Origin of the sequence: Veillonella sp. CHU740 (genome assembly GCF_003992055.1) — a bacterium.
Taxonomy (GTDB): Bacteria; Bacillota; Negativicutes; order Veillonellales; family Veillonellaceae; genus F0422.
Genome location: NZ_RQVD01000005.1, coordinates 78,921 through 99,175, shown reverse-complemented (window position 1 = coordinate 99,175; position 20,255 = coordinate 78,921). Strand labels below are relative to the sequence as shown.

Below are 20,255 nucleotides of genomic sequence, written 5' to 3'. Positions count from 1 at the left end.
TTGCTCCTAGCTGAGCCTTCCTGAGTGAGGTGCCTATGAGCAGCACAAGCGAAAATAAAATGAGTGTATTACAGCTTACGATTTTAACAGCTGTAAACATGATGGGATCCGGTATTATCATGCTTCCAACTAAGTTGGCGCAAGTAGGATCTTTGTCAATTGTATCTTGGTTAATTACAGCCGTAGGTTCTATGGCTCTTGCCTATGCCTTCGCAAAAGCAGGTATGTATAGCAAAAAAGGCGGCGGTATGGGTGGCTATTCCGAATATTCCTTCGGTAAGGCTGGTAACTTCATGGCGAACTATACCTATGGGGTATCCCTTTTAATTGCGAACGTAGCCATTGCGATTTCTGCGGTAGGTTATGGTGCAACATTCTTAGATGCGAACTTATCTCCATTTACAACAGCCATGTGGACAATTGCTACATTATGGTTAGCAACAGTTCTTAACTTTGGTGGTGCTAGTATCACTGGTCGTGTATCTAGCTTTACTGTATGGGGCGTTATCGGTCCTGTATTCGTTATCTCCACTGCAGGTTGGTATTTCTTCTCCGGTCATTTATACATGGATAACTGGAATGTAAACAACTTGCCATTTAGTGAAGCAGCAACTAACTCCATTGCTATGACATTGTGGGCATTCTTAGGCTTAGAATCTGCAGCAGCTAACTCTGATGCAGTTGATAATCCTGAAAAGAACGTACCAATTGCCGTACTTGGTGGTACATTAGGGGCAGCTATTATCTACGTATTATCTACTAATATTATGTTTGGTCTTGTGCCAGCAAGTGAGTTAGTAAGTAGCTCTGCTCCATTCGGTTTAGCATTTGCTACAATGTTCACTCCAACAGTTGGTAAAATCGTTATGGGCTTGATGGTTATGTCTTGTTTCGGTTCCTTACTTGGTTGGCAGTTTACAATTGCAAACGTATTCAAACAATCTGCTGATGAAGGTTTATTCCCTAAATTATTCAGTAAAATTACATCTAAAGATGCTCCAGTAGTTGGTATGGTTACAATTACAATCATTCAATCCTTGCTAGCATTGATGACAATGTCTGAATCTTTGAATGAGCAATTCGAAGTATTAGTTAACCTTGCGGTAGTAACTAATATTATCCCTTACTTATTGTCCATGGCAGCTATCATCGTTATCTTGAAATCTGCTGGACGTGCAGGTGGCGAATTAAGCGGTACTACATTTATCGCTTTCATTGGTTCCTTGTATAGCTTGTATGCTTTATATGCATCTGGTTTAGAAGCAATGACATACGGTTCTATCGTAACATTTGTTGGCTGGACATTATACGGATTTATCTCTGATAAATTTGATCTAGAAAAACAATCTAAGGATGTATTTTAATCTATTGGACTAGTGATATGCTATATAAAGCATGATATTCTTTGTATAGAATGAGCTATTAATAGATTTCTATTAAACATACAAAAGTTAGAAATGGTGTATCATACTTGTGTGATACACCATTTTTTTATATACTTGTATATAAGTGTATGTAACTATTTCATAGCGTGTAGACCCGAAATCATGCCTATAGGCTATAAAATAGTTGGTTTTGAACGTACATGGATTTATAGTTGCATCCATGTATAGGTGAAGCGTCTTTGTGAGACGCCTAAAAAGGAGATATAAAAGTATATGATGATTCAAGATAAACATGCAGTAGAGCAGAGGTTATTGATTCAATCTGCTATATTGATGTCATTTGTTGCTATTGGTGGCACCATGATGGGTGTATTTAGCGGATCTAGTGCTATTTTATTAGATGGGGTAGTATCCTTCATTGCTGTAATTATCAAAGTGATGATGATCATTACGTCACGACTCGTGTCCAATGAAACAAGTAAGCGCTTTCAGTTTGGGTATTGGCAGTTTGAGCCATTAGTATTGATTGCAGAGGGTAGTTTTACATTACTGATCGTAAGCTATGCGTTCTTGTCTGGTTTGACAGATTTATTAGGGGGAGGCCGTGCTGTTCATGTAGGGCCAGCCATTATTTATGCAACGGTATTTACTATTGCTGATACAGCGTATTACTTGTACGTGCATCAACAAAATAAAAAGCTACAGTCCAATCTTGTGAAGTTTGATAACATTAGCTGGTCGATTGATGCTATGTTAGAGGCAGGTATTTTAGTGAGCTTCTTGGTAGCATTTGGATTAGAGAGATTTGGCTATGGTGAATGGGCTGTCTATGTCGATCCGATTGTATTGATTATTTTGTCCTTACAAATGATGCCATCTGCATTGAAGATTATTATTCCATCTGTCAAACAAATTATGGGAGTGGCTCCTTTAAAACTACATAATCGAATTCAATTCATTATGGATTCTTTCATGCAAAAATATAAATTTAAAGACTATGTATCCAGCGTGCAAGCCTATGGTAATGTAAAGATGATTGAAATTGATATTTTGATTCCGAAAAACTTTGCCAAACAGACAATTGTTGAACTTGATGAAATACGCAATGAAATTGATTTAGCCATCGGTGGTGATCCAAATGAAAAATGGGTAACGATTACGTTTACATCTACTAAAAAATGGATGGCAAAAGATTATTTATTAGATGAAGATGATGATGAATAATGGGGTAACATCCATATAAACAAGGAGAGTACAGTGGATTATTTATTGAATTTTATGGAAACCTATGGATACCTTGCCATGTTTGTGACAATGGTATTAGAGAATGCGAATATTCCCATTCCAAGTGAAATTATTTTGGGCTTTGCAGGATATCTTGTATTCCAAGGTGTATTTGATTTAAATACAGCTATTATCGTAGGGGTTATTGCTGGTATTGTAGGGTCTATTCTGTCCTATTGGCTGGGAGAATATGGTGGTCGTCCTGTATTAATGAAATATGGGAAATATATTTTATTTAATGAAGATAAGTTTGGGGCTGCAGAAAAATTGTTCAATCGATACGGTGGAGCAGCAGTCTTTATTGGCCGATTACTGCCAGGTGTACGTACATTCATTTCTTTCCCTGCAGGTGTGGCAAGATACCCAATGACGCCATTTATTATTTGGACAACCTTAGGAACTATCCCGTGGACGATTTTGTTAGTTTGGTTGGGAATGAAGCTAGGAGAACATTGGAAAGATGTGATTGAATATAACCATGAGCTACTATTGGTCATGATAGCAGTCTTTGTGGTGCTGGCTGTTTTCTATGGTATTAAGCTATGGAAGAAACGAAAACAAAAATAGGAGGAACCTATGAAACTACATCGACTCACCTATATAGTATGGATATGTTTTATAGGTATATATGTGCTAGGCAATCACTTGTTGCCAGTTACTGACCCAGTGGAATCAAACTATGCATTGACAGCTAAAGAAATGGTACTGTCTGGTAATTGGTTATCACCACAAATTTATGGTCATTTTTGGTATGATAAGCCCATCATGATCTATTGGTTGCTAGCGCTTTCGTATTCTGTATTTGGCTTTACAGATTTTGCATCGAGGTTTCCATCGGCCCTATTTGGAGCGTTGTCAGTGGCCTTTTTATACCAAGGTATACGGACTATATCGGGGCGTAAGTTATTAGCATTAGGCGCAGCTTGTATAATGGGGACTTCCCTCATATTTTGGGTGATGGCACATGGTATCGTAACAGATATGGTACTATTGTTTGCCACAGTGGGTATTTTTTACTATGCCTATCGAGGGCTTATGACAAATAATCCATGGCACATGGCCGCAGCGTATGTGTTTTCTGGGATAGCAGTACTCACTAAAGGACCTGTAGGGTTAGTGTTGCCAGGAATGTTGTTCTTAGTATATGCAGGTACACGCCGTTCATGGTCGACGGTGAAAGCTTTATTTCCTTGGCAGGGGATAGTAGCCTTTATTCTCATTGTCTTACCGTGGTATGGCTATATGTATAGTGCACATGGGATGGATTTCATCAATGGGTTCTTAGGTTTACATAATGTGACGAGAGCAACCCAATCGGAACATCCAGAAGCGAATCATTGGTGGTATTACTTGCCCATATTCTTAGGTGGGTCTTTACCTTGGACAGGGGCTATTTTATACGGCATGTATCAAGGATGGAAAAAGAAGCCATCTTTTTATATCTATGCTATGACCTTAGGCTGGGGAACGATTTTGTTTTATACAGTGATGGCTACAAAATATCCAACCTATGCGTTTATATCTGTGATACCCTTTAGCTTTATTGGCTCTTGGGGATTGATTAAAATGATGCGAAGCGATGCATCACGTCGCCTATGGTGGTGGCTATTAGGACCGACCTTTGTCTTTTGGTGGGCTTTGGGGATTGGCTCCTTCTATGCACCGTGGGGATTTTGGTGGATATTACGTGCTTTAGTAGTAGGCTTTACGTTATTTTTATTGGGGTGCTATTGGTACCGAAAACGTATTATGATTCCTATCACTGTTGGTGTGGGAACCCTTGCTATTTTAGGGATTGTGCTGATGGAAGCATTAGTGCCATTTCTAGCAATACGGTCTTCTGTGACATATCATCAACATATTGCATCCTATCAAGGTGCTATATATTACTATGGTGATTATGCAACATCGATTCCGTACTATCTTGATAAAACGCCAGTTCGCGTCTATGGAGATGACGAGGATGCATCGTCTAAGGAATCACGTAGTGATAAGTGGAAAGGTAAAGATGTGATGCCTCAAATGCCACGGTCAGAATTCTATCGCCGTGTGAAAGCTGGAGAAGATTTGCTGATTATTACGAATATGAATGATGCAAATACGTTGAAAGCCTCGGAAGTAGGCGTGCTGTTGCACCGACAAGATGTAACGGATAAAGTAGCTATTTTGCGAACTAAGTAAAGGAATTACTATGTCAGTAGAACGGTTTATGAAACGATTGCAAGCTTTTTCAGCGCCGCAAGTATTCAATCCTTGGAAAGACTATGATGAGCGATATGATATACATAAGCGATCGAGTTTGATTCGGCGCCGTCAATTATCGGCCTATTTGGAAGAACGCATTGGAAAAGCTAAAATGCTGATTATAGCGGAAGCAGTAGGCTATCAAGGCGGGCGCTTTACGGGGATTGCTATGACCTGTGAAAGAATGCTCTTAGGATTTCATCCAACAGTGTCTTCAACTATGGTGTTTTCAGGAGTAGAACCGACGCGAACGAGCAATGGAAGTAGTGTATTCATAACAAAGCAAACGCAACGAGAGAAAGGTTTTAATGAACCTACTGATTCTGTGGTCTGGAATGCTATGTTAGATGCAAACATGGATCCTTATGAAGTCGTCTTGTGGAATATTTTTCCGTTTCATCCTTATAAGGGGGATGATGGATTGACGAATCGAACGCCTACCAACGAAGAATTAGATCAAGGATGGGCATATACATCAGAGTTGATGAAGTTATTTCCGGATGCCCAGATTCTTGGGGTGGGACAAAAATCGAGCCAAACCTTGCAAGACTATGGTGTGAAGGTACAAGCTACGTTGCGCCACCCCGCTAATGGAGGGGCAGGTTTATATAAGCAACAATTTAAAGAGTTTTGCGAAACATTGTAGATATAAATTCGCATTACTTTGAAAAACAGAGGAAAAATCCGCATCACTTCTAAAAACAGATCTGCGCTAATGTTTTTAGTAAGTAATGCGGATTTTTTGGAAATAAGTTATTGAGAACTACAGTTGTTTGAGAATTTTGCATAGATTACAATAGCATCAATTGGTGAAGGAAACAAGTGATGAGGAAATGAGTCGTTGCTAGGTTGCATTTTAATTGAATGTAAAAAGAGAAACGTTAATATTTCTGATTAACGTTCCTCTTTTTTGTTTTAGTGGTTACTCTATTGCCAAAACGTAACATAGTGATTTAGAATCGCCCATATTATAGTTTTGTTACTGTTGGTAGTTTTTGTAGTATTTCAATCACTGTTTGTAAGTCTTGTTGTGTATGCGAAGCGGTTACGGTTAAGCGTAATCGTCCTGTGTTGACTGGGACGGTTGGTGGACGGATGGCACTGAGTATGATACGGTGTTCTTTGCAGATTCGACTAGCGCTGAGCGTGTCTTCGTTGGATCCTATAATAATGGGGAAGATAGGTGTATCTGAGGAGCCAGGGATGCCTAAGGAACGTAAGGCATGGTGCATATACTCCGTATTGATGCGGAGATTGGCATACACACTTGGGTCATCCTCTAGTACTTCCAAAGCTCCAATGCTAGCGCCAATATCAGCAGGTGATAAGGCAGTGGCAAAGATAAAAGGACGACTGTGATTGATGATATAGTCAATCATCGTTTGAGTACCACAAACGTAGCCACCGATGGCACCCAAGGCCTTACTCATGGTGCCAGTGGTGATGATACGAGGGCTTTCACAGTGAAAGTGATGTGCTGTACCACGGCCATCACCAATCACACCTGTGGCATGGGCATCATCTACGATGAGAAGCGCATCATATCGATTGGCTAGGTCTAATAGCTCAGGCAGAGGGGTCAGATCGCCGTCCATGCTAAATACTCCATCGGTAATGATGAAGCGCATCGAGGATGCAGCAGAGTCCTGGAGCATAGCTTCCAATGTTGCTATATCCTTGTGAGGATAGACTTTCACGGTAGCGCCGCTGAGACGACATCCATCGATGAGACTGGCGTGATTCCATTGATCACTAAAAATTATATCACCTGGTTTAGCAAGGGCTGTAATAGTGCCTAGATTTGCCATAAATCCAGCGGTGAAAGTAAGCGCTGCTTCTGTTCCTTTCCAGGCAGCAAGTTTAGTTTCTAATTCTTCAAATAAGGGAAAGGATCCAGAGGTAAGGCGCGCACCACCGGAGCCAGTGCCATAAGTGTCTACCGCATGCTTAGCTCGTGCTTGTACATGTGGATGATGAGTGAGTCCTAAATAATTGTTAGAAGCCATCATTAAATAGGTGCTACCATGATAGATAACATGGGTTGCATCTACTGGTGTATAGGTGTGAGGAGAGCGAAACTGAGCTTCCTCTTGACGCTGTGATAAGGCAGCTTGATAACGTTGAAACATACAACTACCCTTTCGTAGTCACCCAAGTGGGTGTAGAAGTTAAATAGGTAATGAGCTCTTCCAATGGTGTGTATGGAGCTATAAAAAATACACGACCACCGATAGGGCTGCCGTAGTCTTTCATAGGGCTGAGGCGATGATAGGTATTGCCATAGGATACATAGCCTGTGGTGTAATCTGGATCATCGGACCAACAGAGTTCCCCTACAATATGAGGAGAGGCCAATACTTTACTAGCCAAAATGAGGGCTTCTCTAGAATGCATAGAGGAACAGTGGTGTGATTGCAGATGTTGATGGATATCTTCTTCTCGTTCTGCATCCATACGAGACACACGAACTGTCTGAGGGTGGATGGCTCCCGTATCTGCTTGCACTAACCAAGCGCCACTGACAGTCTCCGTATTTTGTTGTAATTGATGAAAGGCTGCAGTGATGGCCTGATCGGAGATATGGGCATTCTGCAATAAGGATGTCGCTATAGCATGGGCTTCAGAAATGGAACTAGCCTCTGTGGTTTTGATGGAAAGAGCGGGGACTTTCACCACCGAGGTGTCAGGAATTTCATCAATTTGTAGGTTGATGAAATCAGGTTGACCTTTGCTATGATGAAGGGCACGCTCTAAAAATTCTTGGGATACCTTAGTAAGATTCTCCAAGGAGACTAATCGCTCTGCTCCGGAAATGTGCTGGCCGCCCTGCTCGTGAGGGCCGCCTTGGGCAGAGCGCATACGAATACTATATACCATGAGATTTTACCCTTGTTTTACTTTCATAGTTGTCGTCTTAGCGAGTCGAGGTAAGCGGCGGAAAATCCCTACAAAGAGAGGACTTACGATGACTGTAAAGATCATACCGGGTACGGCGGCGATGAGCATAGGAATGACCATTTTTCCAAAGGACAGGCCAATTGTAATGCGAGCAATGGCAGAGGCAATGGGTCCAGAAACGAGAATCGACCACATGCGGTTCTTACCGACCCATAAAATGAAACCTACGATGAGGCGGAATTGCATAGCAATGGCTACATTTAGTAAATTTTGCGTACCTAGTACCAAACCGATGGCGCTAGATAAACAGCCGCAAATGATGTACTTGCGAAATCCAAAGGCAGCACAGATAGCGACAGCCAGTGGAGCTGACAGCTGGAATTCTACACCAGGGATGATATTGGGGATTTTCAATCCTCCAAGGATTGTCATCATAGCCGTTAAGATACCGATTTCAGCAATACTGTGGATACTTACCTTGTTCATAACATAACCTCCTAATTGTAAACTTAGAAAAACTTCACTTCGTTTACATTATAAAACTAGAATGCGTAAAGTGCAACGTTGAATTGCAAATTTTTGGGGCTGAATTGTAAGGGCCTTAGTTGATTAGAAAAGATAGAGTATAGTATAATTAAAGTAATTATTTTGATCGGCTTATGAACCCACCGGGTTCCACCAGAACTCACAGTGCCTAAGCATATATGGTAGGTATATGTTTAGCTGTGTAGAAAAATGTGACATAGATAGTGAGAAAAGTTTCTCACAGTGTTTTGCTATACCAATACAGACAGGAATAGATATCTATTTGTGCTTACATGCCGATACATGCTCAACCATCGGTGGATGGGATTATATAGTCATGGACTATGGTAGTATGTATAGACAGTACAACTATAGTCCCGTAGGAGGAAATTTTGAATATACAAGAAGAAAGAACGACTTTGACTGCGACAGCAGGAGAAGGCACACAACAACGTCAACGTCCAACCACTCGTACACGACGCACAACAGGACAAAACCGTCGTGTTACTGTGAAAGCAGAAGGTGATAGAGAACGAGCTCCACGCCAACGAGTGCAAGGTGAAGGGACAGAACGTCGTCAAGGGAATCGTGGACCTCGCCGACCACAACGGACGAATACAAGTGTGGAAAAGCAAGAACAGACACCACGTACTCATGTGCGCAAAGATAAATTACAAATTATTCCATTAGGTGGTCTAGGTGAGATTGGTAAAAACATGACCATCTTCCAATATGGTGATGATATCGTTGTGTTAGATGCGGGCTTGGCATTCCCTGAGAATGATATGCTCGGCGTTGACATCGTAATTCCTGATATGACGTACTTAATCGAAAATAAAGATAAAGTGCGCGCTGTTGTGATTACACATGGTCACGAAGATCATATCGGATCCTTGGCGTATTTATTAAAAGAAATCAATGTGCCTGTATATGCTACGAACTTAGTATGCGGCTTGATTGAAGGTAAATTAAAAGAACATCATGTAAAGGCAAAAAAATTACAAATCGTAAAAGCTGGAGACGAATTTAAAATTGGATGCTTTAAGGTTGGCTTTATCCAAACGAACCATTCCATTCCAGATGCGTGTGCAATCTTCTTAGAAACACCAGTAGGTACAGTAGTACATACAGGTGACTTCAAAGTGGACCAAACACCGGTGGATGGTAAATTGATGGACGTTCATAAATTTGCTGAATTGGGGAATAAAGGTGTATTGGCACTAATGTCCGACTCTACGAATGTAGAAAAACCTGGATTTACACCATCTGAAAGTTCCGTAGGACCAGCGATCATGCGTGCTGTAGCAGAAGCTACAGGTCGCGTTATCCTAGCTACGTTTGCATCTAACGTATCTCGTTTACAACAAGCTATTGATGCAGCGGTAGCTACAAAACGTAAAGTAGTGGTGCTAGGCCGTTCCATGGTAAATGTGACAGAAATCGCTCAAGAGCGTGGGTACTTGACTGTGCCAGAAGGTACTATCATCGGTGATGATGAAATGAATCGCTATCGCGCTGATGAAATCATGATTTTGACAACAGGATCCCAAGGTGAGCCAATGGCTGGCTTATCTCGTATGTCTACTAACAATCACCGCACAGTAGAGATTACCCCTAATGATACAGTGATTATTTCTGCGACACCGATTCCAGGTAATGAAGCGGCAGTAGGGCGTACGATCGATAACTTGTTGCGCCAAGGCGCTCATGTAGTATATGGTAAGGATCGTGGCATCCACGTATCTGGACATGGTAGCCAAGAAGATTTAAAAACTATGCTAAATCTAGTACGTCCTAAATTCTTTATCCCTGTTCATGGTGAATATCGCATGTTGAAAAAACATGGTGAACTTGCAGTATCTATGGGTATCGTAAAACCTAGCAATGTATTAGTTGGCGATAATGGTCAAATCTTCGAGTTCACTACACGTACAGGTCGATTGGCAGGCCGTGTACCAGCGGGTAAAGTCTTCGTTGATGGATTAGGCGTAGGTGATGTAGGTAATATCGTTATCCGCGATCGTCAACAATTGGCACAAGAAGGTATGGTTGTAGTTGTTATGGCAATGGACCGTGCATCTGGTACTATCGTAGCAGGACCTGATATGTTATCTCGTGGCTTTGTGTATGTGCGAGATGCAGAAGAATTGTTGAGCGAAGCACAACGTCGTGTGGATGCAGCTGTAGAGAAATGCGAAATGGATCATATTAAAGATTGGACTACGATTAAAACAGTAGTACGTGATACATTAGGAAAATTCTTCTATGAAAAAACACGTCGTCGTCCTATGATTCTGCCAATCATTCAAGACGTATAAAGAATATGATATAATAGGCATATGACAATAGTCATATGTCTATTTATTTAGTGATTGAACGGCAGACCTGCAAAGTATGCAGTGGCCGAGATACTATGGAGTAATCAATATGAATCAAACAAGTAGTCGATCGATTGTAGAATCAGGCTTATTAACGGCCTTGATGATTATCTTTGCTATGATTGGTCTGAGTGTCCCTATGTTAGGGTTCTTTGGATCGATTTTAGTGCCTATGACAATTGCTATTGTAGGCGTACGACATGGACTTCGATGGAGTGTGCTATCTGTGGTAGCTGCAGTCATCGTAATTGCCTTTTTATTAGGCCCATTAACGGCACTGATTGAAGGAGGAGTCTTTGGTGTTATCGGCATCTTGATTGGATATGGATTGCGCCAAAAGTGGTCGATTTCAAAGCTTCTTTTGTTACCGGCCATTGTGTTGATGATATCTGTGGCGTTTCAATTCTGGGTGTCTGCATGGATGGTACATATGGACCCTGTACAGATGTGGACATCCTTAGAGCAAGAAATAGAAACAAGTATGCGTGAAGTCTATGTACAGCAAGGTCTCGGTGAAGATCAAGTCAGCCTGGCTATGACAACATTGCAACAGCAAATCGATATTATGAAAAAAGTACTAGTAGCAGGCCTATTCTGTTCTGGCATTGCTATTTCTTATATTATCAACCGATTAACTTATATTGTAGTCAAACGAATTGGCACTTATGAAGTACCAGAGATGCCAACCATACAAGGATGGCGTATCCCAGATTGGGCATTGCATCTATTCTTAGTAGGGCTTATTTCTTATTTTGTAAAACAATATGTACCAGGTCTTGAATATATAGGCTATAATTTGATGTATTTAGGTGGTATAATGCTATTTATAAGAGGTTTGTCTTGTGCATGGCGTATTACAAAGACCTATAACCCACCTAAATTCGTACAATGGTTAGTTCTCATTGTATTATTGTTCATGTCTCAATCTGCAGCTATCTTTGGGGCTATAGATGTATTCATGAATCTAGAGGAACGGTGGAAAAAACGAACTGAGTAATACAAAGGAGGTAGCATGGATATACAAACTGAATACAGTACGATTGAAATTACTGCTGCCGTCATCGTTATTTTGTTATTAGGCATTATATTATATTTGAATTGGCAGCTAGCTATGTTGGCTTTCATCGTAGTCGTAGGGGCCTATATGTTTGTAGGTCGTACGATTCGTAGAGGGCGACATCGTCGGAAGGCGCAATTCGATAGAATGGCGAAGGGAATTACGCAAGCATCGACCTTTGCATTGCAAAATTTACCAGTAGGTATCGTCATTATTGATGAAAATAATGTGATTTGTTGGAGCAATAGTGTATTCAAAGATTGGCTGCCTAATGATTCCAATAAAACTATGAAATTAAGTGGATTTATTCCTACCTTGCGAATTGATAAGTATTGGGGGAAATCTGGATTTTTTCATGAGGAGATTGATGGTAAATATTACCGCGTCCTCTATAAAACGTTGGAAGCACCTAAGTCTAGGTATTCCGACGTAGATAGTGATGAACTAGAATCTTACATGGCTTTTTATTTCGATGATATTTCAGATATTGAAAGAGAAAAGAACAACGCTATGGCTATGGTGCCAGCTCTTGGGTTTATCACTATGGATAATATTGAAGATTTGCGGACAGGTCTCAGCGATATCGAATATACCCAATTGTGGTCAGATATGAATCGATTGATTGTGACGGAAATAGATCAGCACGATGGATTCATTCGCAACGCTACAGAAGATACGTATTCTTTCAGTATTAGTAAAGCAGAAATGCTGAAAATGATGGAAAAAAGGTTTAATCTGTTAGATAAGATACGGGCCTTAACAACCTCGAAGCACATTCCGCCGACCATTAGTATGGGTATTGCTTTGACTACGGATTCTGTGAAAGTACAAGGGGAAAAGGCAAAGGCTGCCTTGGAAATTGCATTGGGCCGTGGTGGTGACCAAGTGTGTGTGTATCACGGGGAAGATGTAAAGTTCTTTGGTGGCAAAACATCGGGAAATGAAAAAAATACTCGTGTACGGGCTCGTGTGGTGTCTCATGCCTTGCATGAGATTATGCTGGATTCCGACCGTGTTCTTGTGATGGGGCATGATCGAGAAGATTACGATAGTATTGGTGCCTCTGTAGGGGTAGCGGCCATGGCGAGAGCCTTGCATAAACCTGTGCATATTGCGTTGAGTCCAAACTCGACGGCAGTTCGTAAATTGGTGGAAGTTCTCGTAGATCATCCGGATTTTAAAGGATTAATTATTGATGGTGAAGAAGCGGAGCAATTTGTAACAGATAACACGGTTGTGATTGTTACCGATGTACATCGATCTGAAATGGTAGCGGCTCCAGCGGCTTTGAAAAAGTCAACACGTCGTGTCGTCATTGATCATCATAGACGGGGATCTGACTTTATTGCCTCTCCATTACTTACATATTTAGAACCATCTACGTCATCCACCAGTGAGTTGGTGACAGAGTTGATTCAATATTTCCCTGACCATGTGACGCTCAAGAATATTGAGGCCAGCGGTTTATATGCGGGTATTGTGGTGGACACTAAGAATTTTGTGGTCCAAACAGGAGCGCGCACCTTTGAAGCAGCCTCTTTTTTGCGAAGATCGGGAGCCGATGTATCGTTGGTTCGACATTTGTTTATGGATAGTTTTGAAGGCATGCGTATGCGCTCAGCTATGTTGGCATCTGCAGAAGAGGTTGCGAATATGGCTTTCACAGAAGCACCGGAAAACGCACAAAATGCCACTGTGATTGCGGCACAGACAGGGGATAAATTGATTACCTTGGAAGGCATAGAAGCTAGTTTTGTATTCTATGTACTGCCTGATGGTGGCATTGGTGTGAGCGCTAGGTCGCAAGGGAAAGTCAATGTGCAAGTAATTATGGAAGCTGTCGGTGGCGGAGGTCATCGCACTGTGGCGGGAGCTCAAATTTATAATAAATCTTTGAAAGAAGCCCGCCATTGGGTGACTGATGTAGCCGTTTCTTATATGACAGAATTACAACGTGAATCTGAGGAGGAATTAGAATGAAAGTAATTTTATTAGAAGATGTAAAAAAAGTTGGTAAAAAGGGCGAAATCGTAGAAGTATCTGAAGCATACGGTCGTAATGTATTAATTAAAAAAGGTGTAGGTCTAGAAGGAACTCCACAAAATTTAAATAATGCAAAACAAAAATTAGGTGCTCAAGCGCACAAAAAACAAGTGGACTCTGATGAAGCTACTGTATTGGCTAGTCAATTGTCTAAAGTGTCTGTTACTGTTCCAGTGAAAATGGGTGATGGTGGTCGCGTATTTGGCTCTGTGACAGGTAAAGACATTTCTGATGCATTACAAGCACAAGTGAAAGTTGATGTAGATAAAAAGAAAATCGACTTAAAAGAGCCAATCAAAACATTGGGTACTCATGAAGTATTGATTCGCGTGCATCCAGAAATTACAGCTACCATTACTGTAGAAGTAGTAGCAGGGTAATCGAAAGAGGGGCTGAGGCCCCTCTTTTCTATGATAGGAGACAAGTATGGAAGGACGAATACCACCCCATAGTGTGGAAGCAGAGAGGGCTGTCTTAGGGGCGATTCTGCTCAATGAGGATGCCTTTGATACGGTGAGTTCTCTCGTGAAAGCTGAGGACTTTTACCGTGATAATCACAGGGTTATTTATGAAGCACTAGTGACGATAGTCAATAAAAATCGCAGAGCCGATCATATTTTATTAGCAGAAGAATTGCGACGATTACAAAAGCTGGATGCCGTAGGTGGCATTATTTATATCACGTCTTTAACGGCAGATATGTTAGATGTATATAATGTGGAAGAGCATGCGCGTATTATCAGTGAAAAAGCACAATTGCGTCGCCTCATTCATGTAGCCAATTCTCTGGAAGCTATGGCTTATCGAGAAGAAGAAGAGACCGAAGATATCGTCAATAAAGCGGAACAGCTAGTGTTAGATATCAGTGGTGCAACGAGGAGTGAATCTTCCTTTTCCGCCATGAAAGATGTTGTGTATGAGACAGTGAGTCGCATTAGCGAACTACAACAGCATAAAGGGATTTTGACAGGGGTTTCTACAGGATTCCGAGATTTGGATACCCTTACGAGCGGCTTACAAAAGTCAGATCTGATCTTGGTAGCAGCCCGTCCATCCATGGGTAAAACGGCATTTACATTGAATATTGCTCAAAATGTAGCCATGCGCTCTAAAAAGAATGTAGCGTTTTTCTCCTTGGAGATGTCTAAGAGCCAGCTAGTAGCCCGTGTATTAGCTTCGGTAGCAGGCGTTGATTCTGGCCGGATTCGCAATGGTCAATTGAGCCAAGAAGATTGGGGCAAGGTGGTATCCGTATTGAATGATTTGTCAGAAGCGCCTTTGTATATTGATGACACATCAGGACTGACTCCACAGCTCATGAAGAAAAAGTTGCGTCGACTTATTCAAGAACATGGTGAACTAGGCTTGGTGGTTGTAGACTACATTCAGTTGATGGAAAATGGTGGTAAAAAACTGGCTGACAATCGCCAACAAGAGGTATCTGCTATTTCTCGTCAATTGAAAATAATGGCCAGAGAATTTAATGTACCGCTTATTGCACTTTCACAGTTGAGCCGTGGTGTTGAAAGTCGTGCAGATAAAACGCCGATGTTAAGTGACTTGCGTGAGTCTGGTTCATTGGAGCAGGATGCGGATATTGTAGCATTTTTAAATCGTGAAAACTATCAAGATACAGAAGATACTAGTAGTGGTGTAGAAACACAAGTTATCATTCGTAAACATCGTAATGGTGAATTAGGTGTTGTCCGATTGTGGTTCGAAGGATCCTATACAAGATTCAGGGACTTAGCGTATCGAGAAGACGACCCTGGTATGTAATTAACAACTGAATAACGATATATACAAGACTATCTTTTTTGGGTGTAAGTGACATCTATATGAAAGATAGTCTTTTTCTATCTTGAATCTAGCCAAAATCTTAGAGGATACAGTATACTATATTTGAAAGTGTGTCTATGAGAACACATATCGTTATAATAGTGGGGTGCATTATGAAACAGAATTGGAAACGTTTAGTGTGTGTAAGTGCGTTGTCCTTGGGAGTTTTGGCGGGTGGAATGCCAAATGTGGAGGCGCATGCGTTGCTAGAGTCTATTGGTAAAAGTATTCTAGGCGGTATAGCTGAGCATCATCAGTTAAATGAACTAGACAATACGGATGCAGGGCAAGCGGCAATGCTTAAACAACGAAAAGATCGAACTGGAGTTTATAATAACTATGCCTATCAAATGCGTGCCAAACGAATAGTAGATGAGCTTACTAAATCTAAACTAGTAAAAAGAGGCTATGAAGTGTATGTAAATCCTGATGAAGATTTTAATGCTTCTATGGCACTAGGCCGTGTTATGACAATTAATAAGGGAACTATGGATATGTTAGATGATGATGCACTAGCGGCTGTAGTGGGTCATGAACTTGGTCATGGTGAGCATAAAGATTCTGTGAATGGTGCTAAAAAGAGTGCGGTGTTGTCTACAGTATTATCAGCAGCTACATACAACTCAGGTGATATGGGATTAGTGGCAGCAGGGGTTGCTGAAAACTATTTAGAGAATCAAGTATTTAGTGTTTCCCAAGAGAAAAAAGCAGATGAGTTTGGATTTGAATTGCTAGCTGATTCTTCTTTCAATGTAGGCGGTGCAGCAGTAGCAATGGAAGTTATTAAAAATAAATATGGTGAATTGTATACAGATGGAATCACACAAGTGATTGCACCAAACAATCATCCTAAAACATCACAACGTATTTTAGATAACTTAAAGCGCTTAGAAGAGTTTTCTGGTAAACATGTCAAAGTAGATAAAAATATTGTCTTCATCAACGGAAAATCTGTCTATGAAGGTACGCAAAGTGGTAAATATACACCTACTATGAGAGCCTATTTAGTAGCCGGCAAGCTAGCACGGTTGTACCATGATAATACGATTGGTGGCGCTCGTGTAGATGGAACGACAGTGGACATTGGTAGTACGAATATTGTAACGATGCCAAATTATGATGCAGCTTTTGAAATCGCAAAAAACATGAATGCTGCTATTAGTGATGAATCTGGATCAAAAAAAGATAACAAAAAAGGAAAAAAATAGAACAAGAAATAGAAAAAACTTTCATATGTAATCATTCTTGATAAGCATTGTTATAGAAATATGTCGATACAGAAGAACGAAAAAGTTAGATTTCTATTTATATTCTTCGATGTGCATGAAAAATTACATGAGGATATGATGAAGAATATGAGTAATGTATAACTAAAAGTAATAATTAATTAAAGGCTTAAGAATACTACTTTTCATATCAACGTGTGATAAATATAACATAAATCAGGTGTAACTATGCATATATGATAAGGAAAAAATAGCGATAACTAAGGGTTTTCTATTCCATGTGGTGTACATGTGTGCTATAATTTACGTATCAAGAGTCGTGACAATCTGTTGAGGAGTATTCGTAGATGTCACAAGTATTTTTATGGTTAGGGAAAGAGGTTTTAAAGATGGGAAATTTTGTTTACATCCAAGAAGAAAAACTTAATGCATTCTGTCAAGACGCATTCGAAGGATTTGGTTTCAGTCCTGAAGAAGCTAGTATCATCAAAGACGTATTGATGATGTCCGACATGTACGGTATCCAATCCCATGGTATGCAACGTGTAGTTCGTTACCACAAAGGTATCGAAAAAGGTCTTATCGACATTAATGCAAAACCAGAAGTTGTTTTCGAAACTCCAGTATCTGCAGTTATCGAAGGCCATGATGCAATGGGTCAATTAGTTGGTCATTTCGCTATGGAATTGGCAATTAAAAAAGCTAAAGAATCCGGTATCGGTATCGTATCTGCTCGTAACTCTAACCACTATGGTATCGCTGGTTACTATGCTGACCTTGCATTAAAAGAAGGTTTAATTGGCTTCTCTTGCACAAACTCCGAAGCTATCATGGTTCCTACATTTGCTCGTAAAGCAATGCTTGGTTCTAACCCAATCGCATTTACAATGCCAGCTGAACCATTCAACTTCTTCTTCGATGCTTCTACAACAGTAGTAACTCGTGGTAAATTAGAAATGTACAACAAATTAGGTAAAGAATTACCTAACGGTTGGGCATTGAACAAAGATGGTAAAGCATCTCAAAATGCTGGCGAAGTATTGGGTAACATCTCCGATCACGTTGGTGGTGGTATCATGCCTCTAGGTGGTAACACTGAACAATTAGGTTCCCACAAAGGTTATGGTTACGGTATGCTTTGCGAAATCTTCGCATCTATCTTCTCTCAAGGTGGCACATCCAATAAATGTATGACTGGTGGCCGTTCCAACATCTGTCATGGTTTCATGGCTATCAACCCAGCTATCTTCGGTAACCCAGAAGACGTTAAAAAACACTTCTCCACATTCTTACAAGAACTTCGTGAAGCTCCTAAAGCTGAAGGCGCTGACCGCATCTACACTCATGGTGAAAAAGAAGCAGAAGCTATCGAAGTTTGCCGTAAAGAAGGCGTGCCAGTTATCGATAAAACTGTGGCTGAATTGTTCGACGTATGTCACTTGTTAAAATTGGATCCTAAAAAATACTTCGGCGACTATGAGCCACCTAAAGCAGTAGCATCCAACTACTAATCCGTAGTGTACGTACTGACAATTTAAAAATCTTTATCGATGCAGAATCAGTAGTTTTGTATCCCTAAGGAATACTTCTTAGAGACTGGCAACAGTCAACATCTTAGAACATATGAGAGAGGGAATCTGTGGATTTCCTCTCTATTTGTTTATATCACTCTGTGTGTATGCTAGAGATGAATTTAAGTGATTCACAAAAAAAAGAAAGGGATTGTTAATATGGATATATTTTTAGCAGTCTTGCCGATACTATGGCTTATCGTAGCATTGGCAATATTAAAAATGCCGGCATGGAAAGCATGTTTGGCAGCAGCAATTGGTACATATATTTTAGCCGTATTCTATTATGGAGAAAATGCATATATTATGTATACTGGAGCTATGGAAGGTGTAGCTCTTGCAGTATGGCCAATTCTTTTGGTTATTACAGCGGCGATCTTTACATACCAGTTGGTAGTTCATACAAAAGCCATGGATACAATTAAAATTATGTTGTCTTCCGTAACTAGTGATATGCGTATTTTAGCATTATTATTAGCTTGGGGCTTTGGTAACTTTATGGAAGGTATGGCTGGTTTCGGTACAGCTGTTGCGATTCCAGCAGCGATGATGGTGGCAGTAGGATTTGATCCTTTAAAATCTATCTTGGCTTGTTTGGTAGCGAACTCCGTTCCAACAACATTTGGTTCTATTGCGATTCCAACAACTACATTAGCATCTTTAACTGGTTTACAGCCAGCTGAATTAGGTACATTCATTGCAGCGCAATTATTTATTTTAAATGTAGTGACTCCACTCTTTATTGTTGGTATTATTGCTGGTGGCGTGAAAGCAATTAAGGGCGTATTTATTCAAACTATTATAGCGGGGTTTGCATTAGCCATTCCTGAGTTATTAATTAATATGTATGCAGGTGGTCCAGAACTTGCCGTTATGGGTTCCTCTATTGTTATCATGGCTGTTATTATAGCTATTGCAAAAATTATGCCTGTAAACGACCCAGAATATAAAGTTGATATGGGAGCAAAAAAAGTATCTGCTAAAGAAGGCTTAATTGCAGCATCCCCATTTATTTTAATCTTTATCTTGTTGATTGGTACTTCCAAATTAGTACCACCTGTATATAATGCATTGATGGTATTTAAAACATCTGTACCTATCCATGCTGGCGTAAATGCAAAACCTTACACATTCGTATGGATTGCAACACCTGGTATTATGATTTTCATTTCTGCTTTGATTGGTGGTTTCATCCAAAAAGCAGGTCTTGGAACTCAAAAACAAGTATTGACAAATACCTTGAAAACTTTAAAATTGACATATGTAACAATTATTTCTGTAGTTGTTACAGCTAAATTGATGACATACTCTGGTATGACTGGCATGATTGCGAATGCTTTAGTAGCAGCAACTGGTTCTATGTATCCAGCATTTGCTCCTGTTATTGGTGCGTTAGGCGCGTTCTTAACTGGTTCTGGTACAAATGCGAACGTATTGTTTGGACCATTGCAAACAGCAGCAGCCCATCAATTAACTCCTGGTCACGATACATTGGCATTGTGGTTAGCAGCAACTAACTCTGGCTCTGCTGGTGTTGGTAAAATGTTCTCCCCACAAAGTATTGCCATTGCGATTGGTGCTGTAGGACCTGCTTTGAATACATTCATTGAAGAAAACAAAATTGATGCACAAAAAGCAGATGAGTTACGTCACTCCATTGATGCAAGTTCCATTATGGTTCATGTATCTAAATACTTCTTGTTATATCTAATCGCTTTTGGTATTTTAACTTATTTTGGACAAGCTTTCTTCCCACAATTGGAAGGTATCTTAACAATGGTTAAGCACTAATTACTATCTAGCAT

General features: G+C 40.4%; 16 protein-coding genes. 13 read left to right on the top strand and 3 right to left on the bottom strand.

The window, feature by feature from the left end; all coding sequences use genetic code 11:
• Window positions 1–35 precede the first annotated feature (35 nt).
• The 5 genes from potE to EO115_RS04435 all read left to right on the top strand — a co-directional run bounded on the left by potE (window position 36) and on the right by EO115_RS04435 (window position 5,559).
• Window positions 36–1,364: a putrescine-ornithine antiporter gene (gene potE / locus EO115_RS04455; protein WP_126937781.1), complete on the top strand. Its 1,329-nt coding sequence runs from the start codon at window positions 36–38 to the stop codon at window positions 1,362–1,364.
• A gap of 294 nt (window positions 1,365–1,658) precedes the next feature.
• Window positions 1,659–2,609, top strand: coding sequence for a cation diffusion facilitator family transporter (locus EO115_RS04450; protein WP_126937780.1), 951 nt, complete (start codon window positions 1,659–1,661; stop codon window positions 2,607–2,609).
• Window positions 2,610–2,642: 33 nt separating this feature from the next.
• Entirely contained in the window at window positions 2,643–3,236 is a 594-nt protein-coding gene (locus EO115_RS04445; RefSeq protein WP_126937779.1) for a DedA family protein, read from the top strand.
• Between the two features lie 9 nt (window positions 3,237–3,245).
• Window positions 3,246–4,850, top strand: coding sequence for a glycosyltransferase family 39 protein (locus EO115_RS04440; protein ID WP_126937778.1), 1,605 nt, complete (start codon window positions 3,246–3,248; stop codon window positions 4,848–4,850).
• 10 nt (window positions 4,851–4,860) lie between these two features.
• The gene (locus tag EO115_RS04435) at window positions 4,861–5,559 is read left to right on the top strand and encodes a uracil-DNA glycosylase (RefSeq protein WP_126937777.1); all 699 of its coding nucleotides are present in this window, start codon (window positions 4,861–4,863) and stop codon (window positions 5,557–5,559) included.
• Window positions 5,560–5,881: 322 nt separating this feature from the next.
• Here the strand turns inward: EO115_RS04435 and bioF are convergent, their stop codons facing one another.
• From bioF to EO115_RS04420, 3 genes are read right to left on the bottom strand one after another with little or no spacing between them, the layout of a single operon-like run.
• Window positions 5,882–7,042, bottom strand: a complete 1,161-nt coding sequence (gene bioF / locus EO115_RS04430; RefSeq protein ID WP_126937776.1) for an 8-amino-7-oxononanoate synthase — start codon at window positions 7,040–7,042, stop codon at window positions 5,882–5,884.
• A 4-nt stretch (window positions 7,043–7,046) separates the two neighbouring features.
• Window positions 7,047–7,790: a 6-carboxyhexanoate--CoA ligase gene (locus tag EO115_RS04425; protein WP_126937775.1), complete on the bottom strand. Its 744-nt coding sequence runs from the start codon at window positions 7,788–7,790 to the stop codon at window positions 7,047–7,049.
• A gap of 6 nt (window positions 7,791–7,796) precedes the next feature.
• Window positions 7,797–8,297 (bottom strand): hypothetical protein, encoded by a 501-nt coding sequence (locus EO115_RS04420; protein ID WP_126937774.1) that lies wholly within the window; start codon window positions 8,295–8,297, stop codon window positions 7,797–7,799.
• Window positions 8,298–8,728: 431 nt separating this feature from the next.
• On the opposite strand from EO115_RS04420, the gene EO115_RS04415 reads away from it, so the two are divergent.
• The 8 genes from EO115_RS04415 to EO115_RS04380 all read left to right on the top strand — a co-directional run bounded on the left by EO115_RS04415 (window position 8,729) and on the right by EO115_RS04380 (window position 20,241).
• Window positions 8,729–10,654 carry a ribonuclease J gene (locus EO115_RS04415; protein ID WP_126937773.1) on the top strand — a complete coding sequence of 642 codons (1,926 nt, stop codon included), beginning with the start codon at window positions 8,729–8,731 and terminating at the stop codon, window positions 10,652–10,654.
• Window positions 10,655–10,763: 109 nt separating this feature from the next.
• Window positions 10,764–11,711 (top strand): YybS family protein, encoded by a 948-nt coding sequence (locus EO115_RS04410; protein ID WP_164724050.1) that lies wholly within the window; start codon window positions 10,764–10,766, stop codon window positions 11,709–11,711.
• 15 nt (window positions 11,712–11,726) lie between these two features.
• Window positions 11,727–13,751 (top strand): DHH family phosphoesterase, encoded by a 2,025-nt coding sequence (locus EO115_RS04405; RefSeq protein ID WP_126937771.1) that lies wholly within the window; start codon window positions 11,727–11,729, stop codon window positions 13,749–13,751.
• Window positions 13,748–14,194 carry a 50S ribosomal protein L9 gene (gene rplI / locus EO115_RS04400; RefSeq protein ID WP_126937770.1) on the top strand — a complete coding sequence of 149 codons (447 nt, stop codon included), beginning with the start codon at window positions 13,748–13,750 and terminating at the stop codon, window positions 14,192–14,194. The genes EO115_RS04405 and rplI overlap by 4 nt, the downstream gene beginning before the upstream one ends.
• A gap of 46 nt (window positions 14,195–14,240) precedes the next feature.
• Complete coding sequence (dnaB, locus tag EO115_RS04395) at window positions 14,241–15,593, top strand: replicative DNA helicase (protein ID WP_126937769.1); 1,353 nt, start codon at window positions 14,241–14,243, stop codon at window positions 15,591–15,593.
• A gap of 173 nt (window positions 15,594–15,766) precedes the next feature.
• On the top strand, window positions 15,767–16,861 hold the full coding sequence (locus EO115_RS04390; protein ID WP_164724049.1) for a M48 family metallopeptidase: 1,095 nt from the start codon (window positions 15,767–15,769) through the stop codon (window positions 16,859–16,861).
• Between the two features lie 407 nt (window positions 16,862–17,268).
• Entirely contained in the window at window positions 17,269–18,390 is a 1,122-nt protein-coding gene (locus tag EO115_RS04385) for an Ldh family oxidoreductase (protein WP_126937767.1), read from the top strand.
• Between the two features lie 219 nt (window positions 18,391–18,609).
• On the top strand, window positions 18,610–20,241 hold the full coding sequence (locus tag EO115_RS04380; protein ID WP_371413187.1) for an L-lactate permease: 1,632 nt from the start codon (window positions 18,610–18,612) through the stop codon (window positions 20,239–20,241).
• Window positions 20,242–20,255 lie beyond the last annotated feature (14 nt).

Bases quoted from the DNA above. Each gene is read 5' to 3' on its own strand.
- potE (WP_126937781.1), top strand. From the start codon at position 36: ATGAGCAGCACAAGCGAAAATAAAATGAGTGTATTACAGCTTACGATT.
- EO115_RS04450 (WP_126937780.1), top strand. From the start codon at position 1,659: ATGATGATTCAAGATAAACATGCAGTAGAGCAGAGGTTATTGATTCAA.
- EO115_RS04440 (WP_126937778.1), top strand. From the start codon at position 3,246: ATGAAACTACATCGACTCACCTATATAGTATGGATATGTTTTATAGGT.
- EO115_RS04435 (WP_126937777.1), top strand. From the start codon at position 4,861: ATGTCAGTAGAACGGTTTATGAAACGATTGCAAGCTTTTTCAGCGCCG.
- bioF (WP_126937776.1), bottom strand. From the start codon at position 7,042: ATGTTTCAACGTTATCAAGCTGCCTTATCACAGCGTCAAGAGGAAGCT.
- EO115_RS04425 (WP_126937775.1), bottom strand. From the start codon at position 7,790: ATGGTATATAGTATTCGTATGCGCTCTGCCCAAGGCGGCCCTCACGAG.
- EO115_RS04420 (WP_126937774.1), bottom strand. From the start codon at position 8,297: ATGAACAAGGTAAGTATCCACAGTATTGCTGAAATCGGTATCTTAACG.
- EO115_RS04410 (WP_164724050.1), top strand. From the start codon at position 10,764: ATGAATCAAACAAGTAGTCGATCGATTGTAGAATCAGGCTTATTAACG.
- EO115_RS04405 (WP_126937771.1), top strand. From the start codon at position 11,727: ATGGATATACAAACTGAATACAGTACGATTGAAATTACTGCTGCCGTC.
- rplI (WP_126937770.1), top strand. From the start codon at position 13,748: ATGAAAGTAATTTTATTAGAAGATGTAAAAAAAGTTGGTAAAAAGGGC.
- dnaB (WP_126937769.1), top strand. From the start codon at position 14,241: ATGGAAGGACGAATACCACCCCATAGTGTGGAAGCAGAGAGGGCTGTC.
- EO115_RS04390 (WP_164724049.1), top strand. From the start codon at position 15,767: ATGAAACAGAATTGGAAACGTTTAGTGTGTGTAAGTGCGTTGTCCTTG.
- EO115_RS04385 (WP_126937767.1), top strand. From the start codon at position 17,269: ATGGGAAATTTTGTTTACATCCAAGAAGAAAAACTTAATGCATTCTGT.
- EO115_RS04380 (WP_371413187.1), top strand. From the start codon at position 18,610: ATGGATATATTTTTAGCAGTCTTGCCGATACTATGGCTTATCGTAGCA.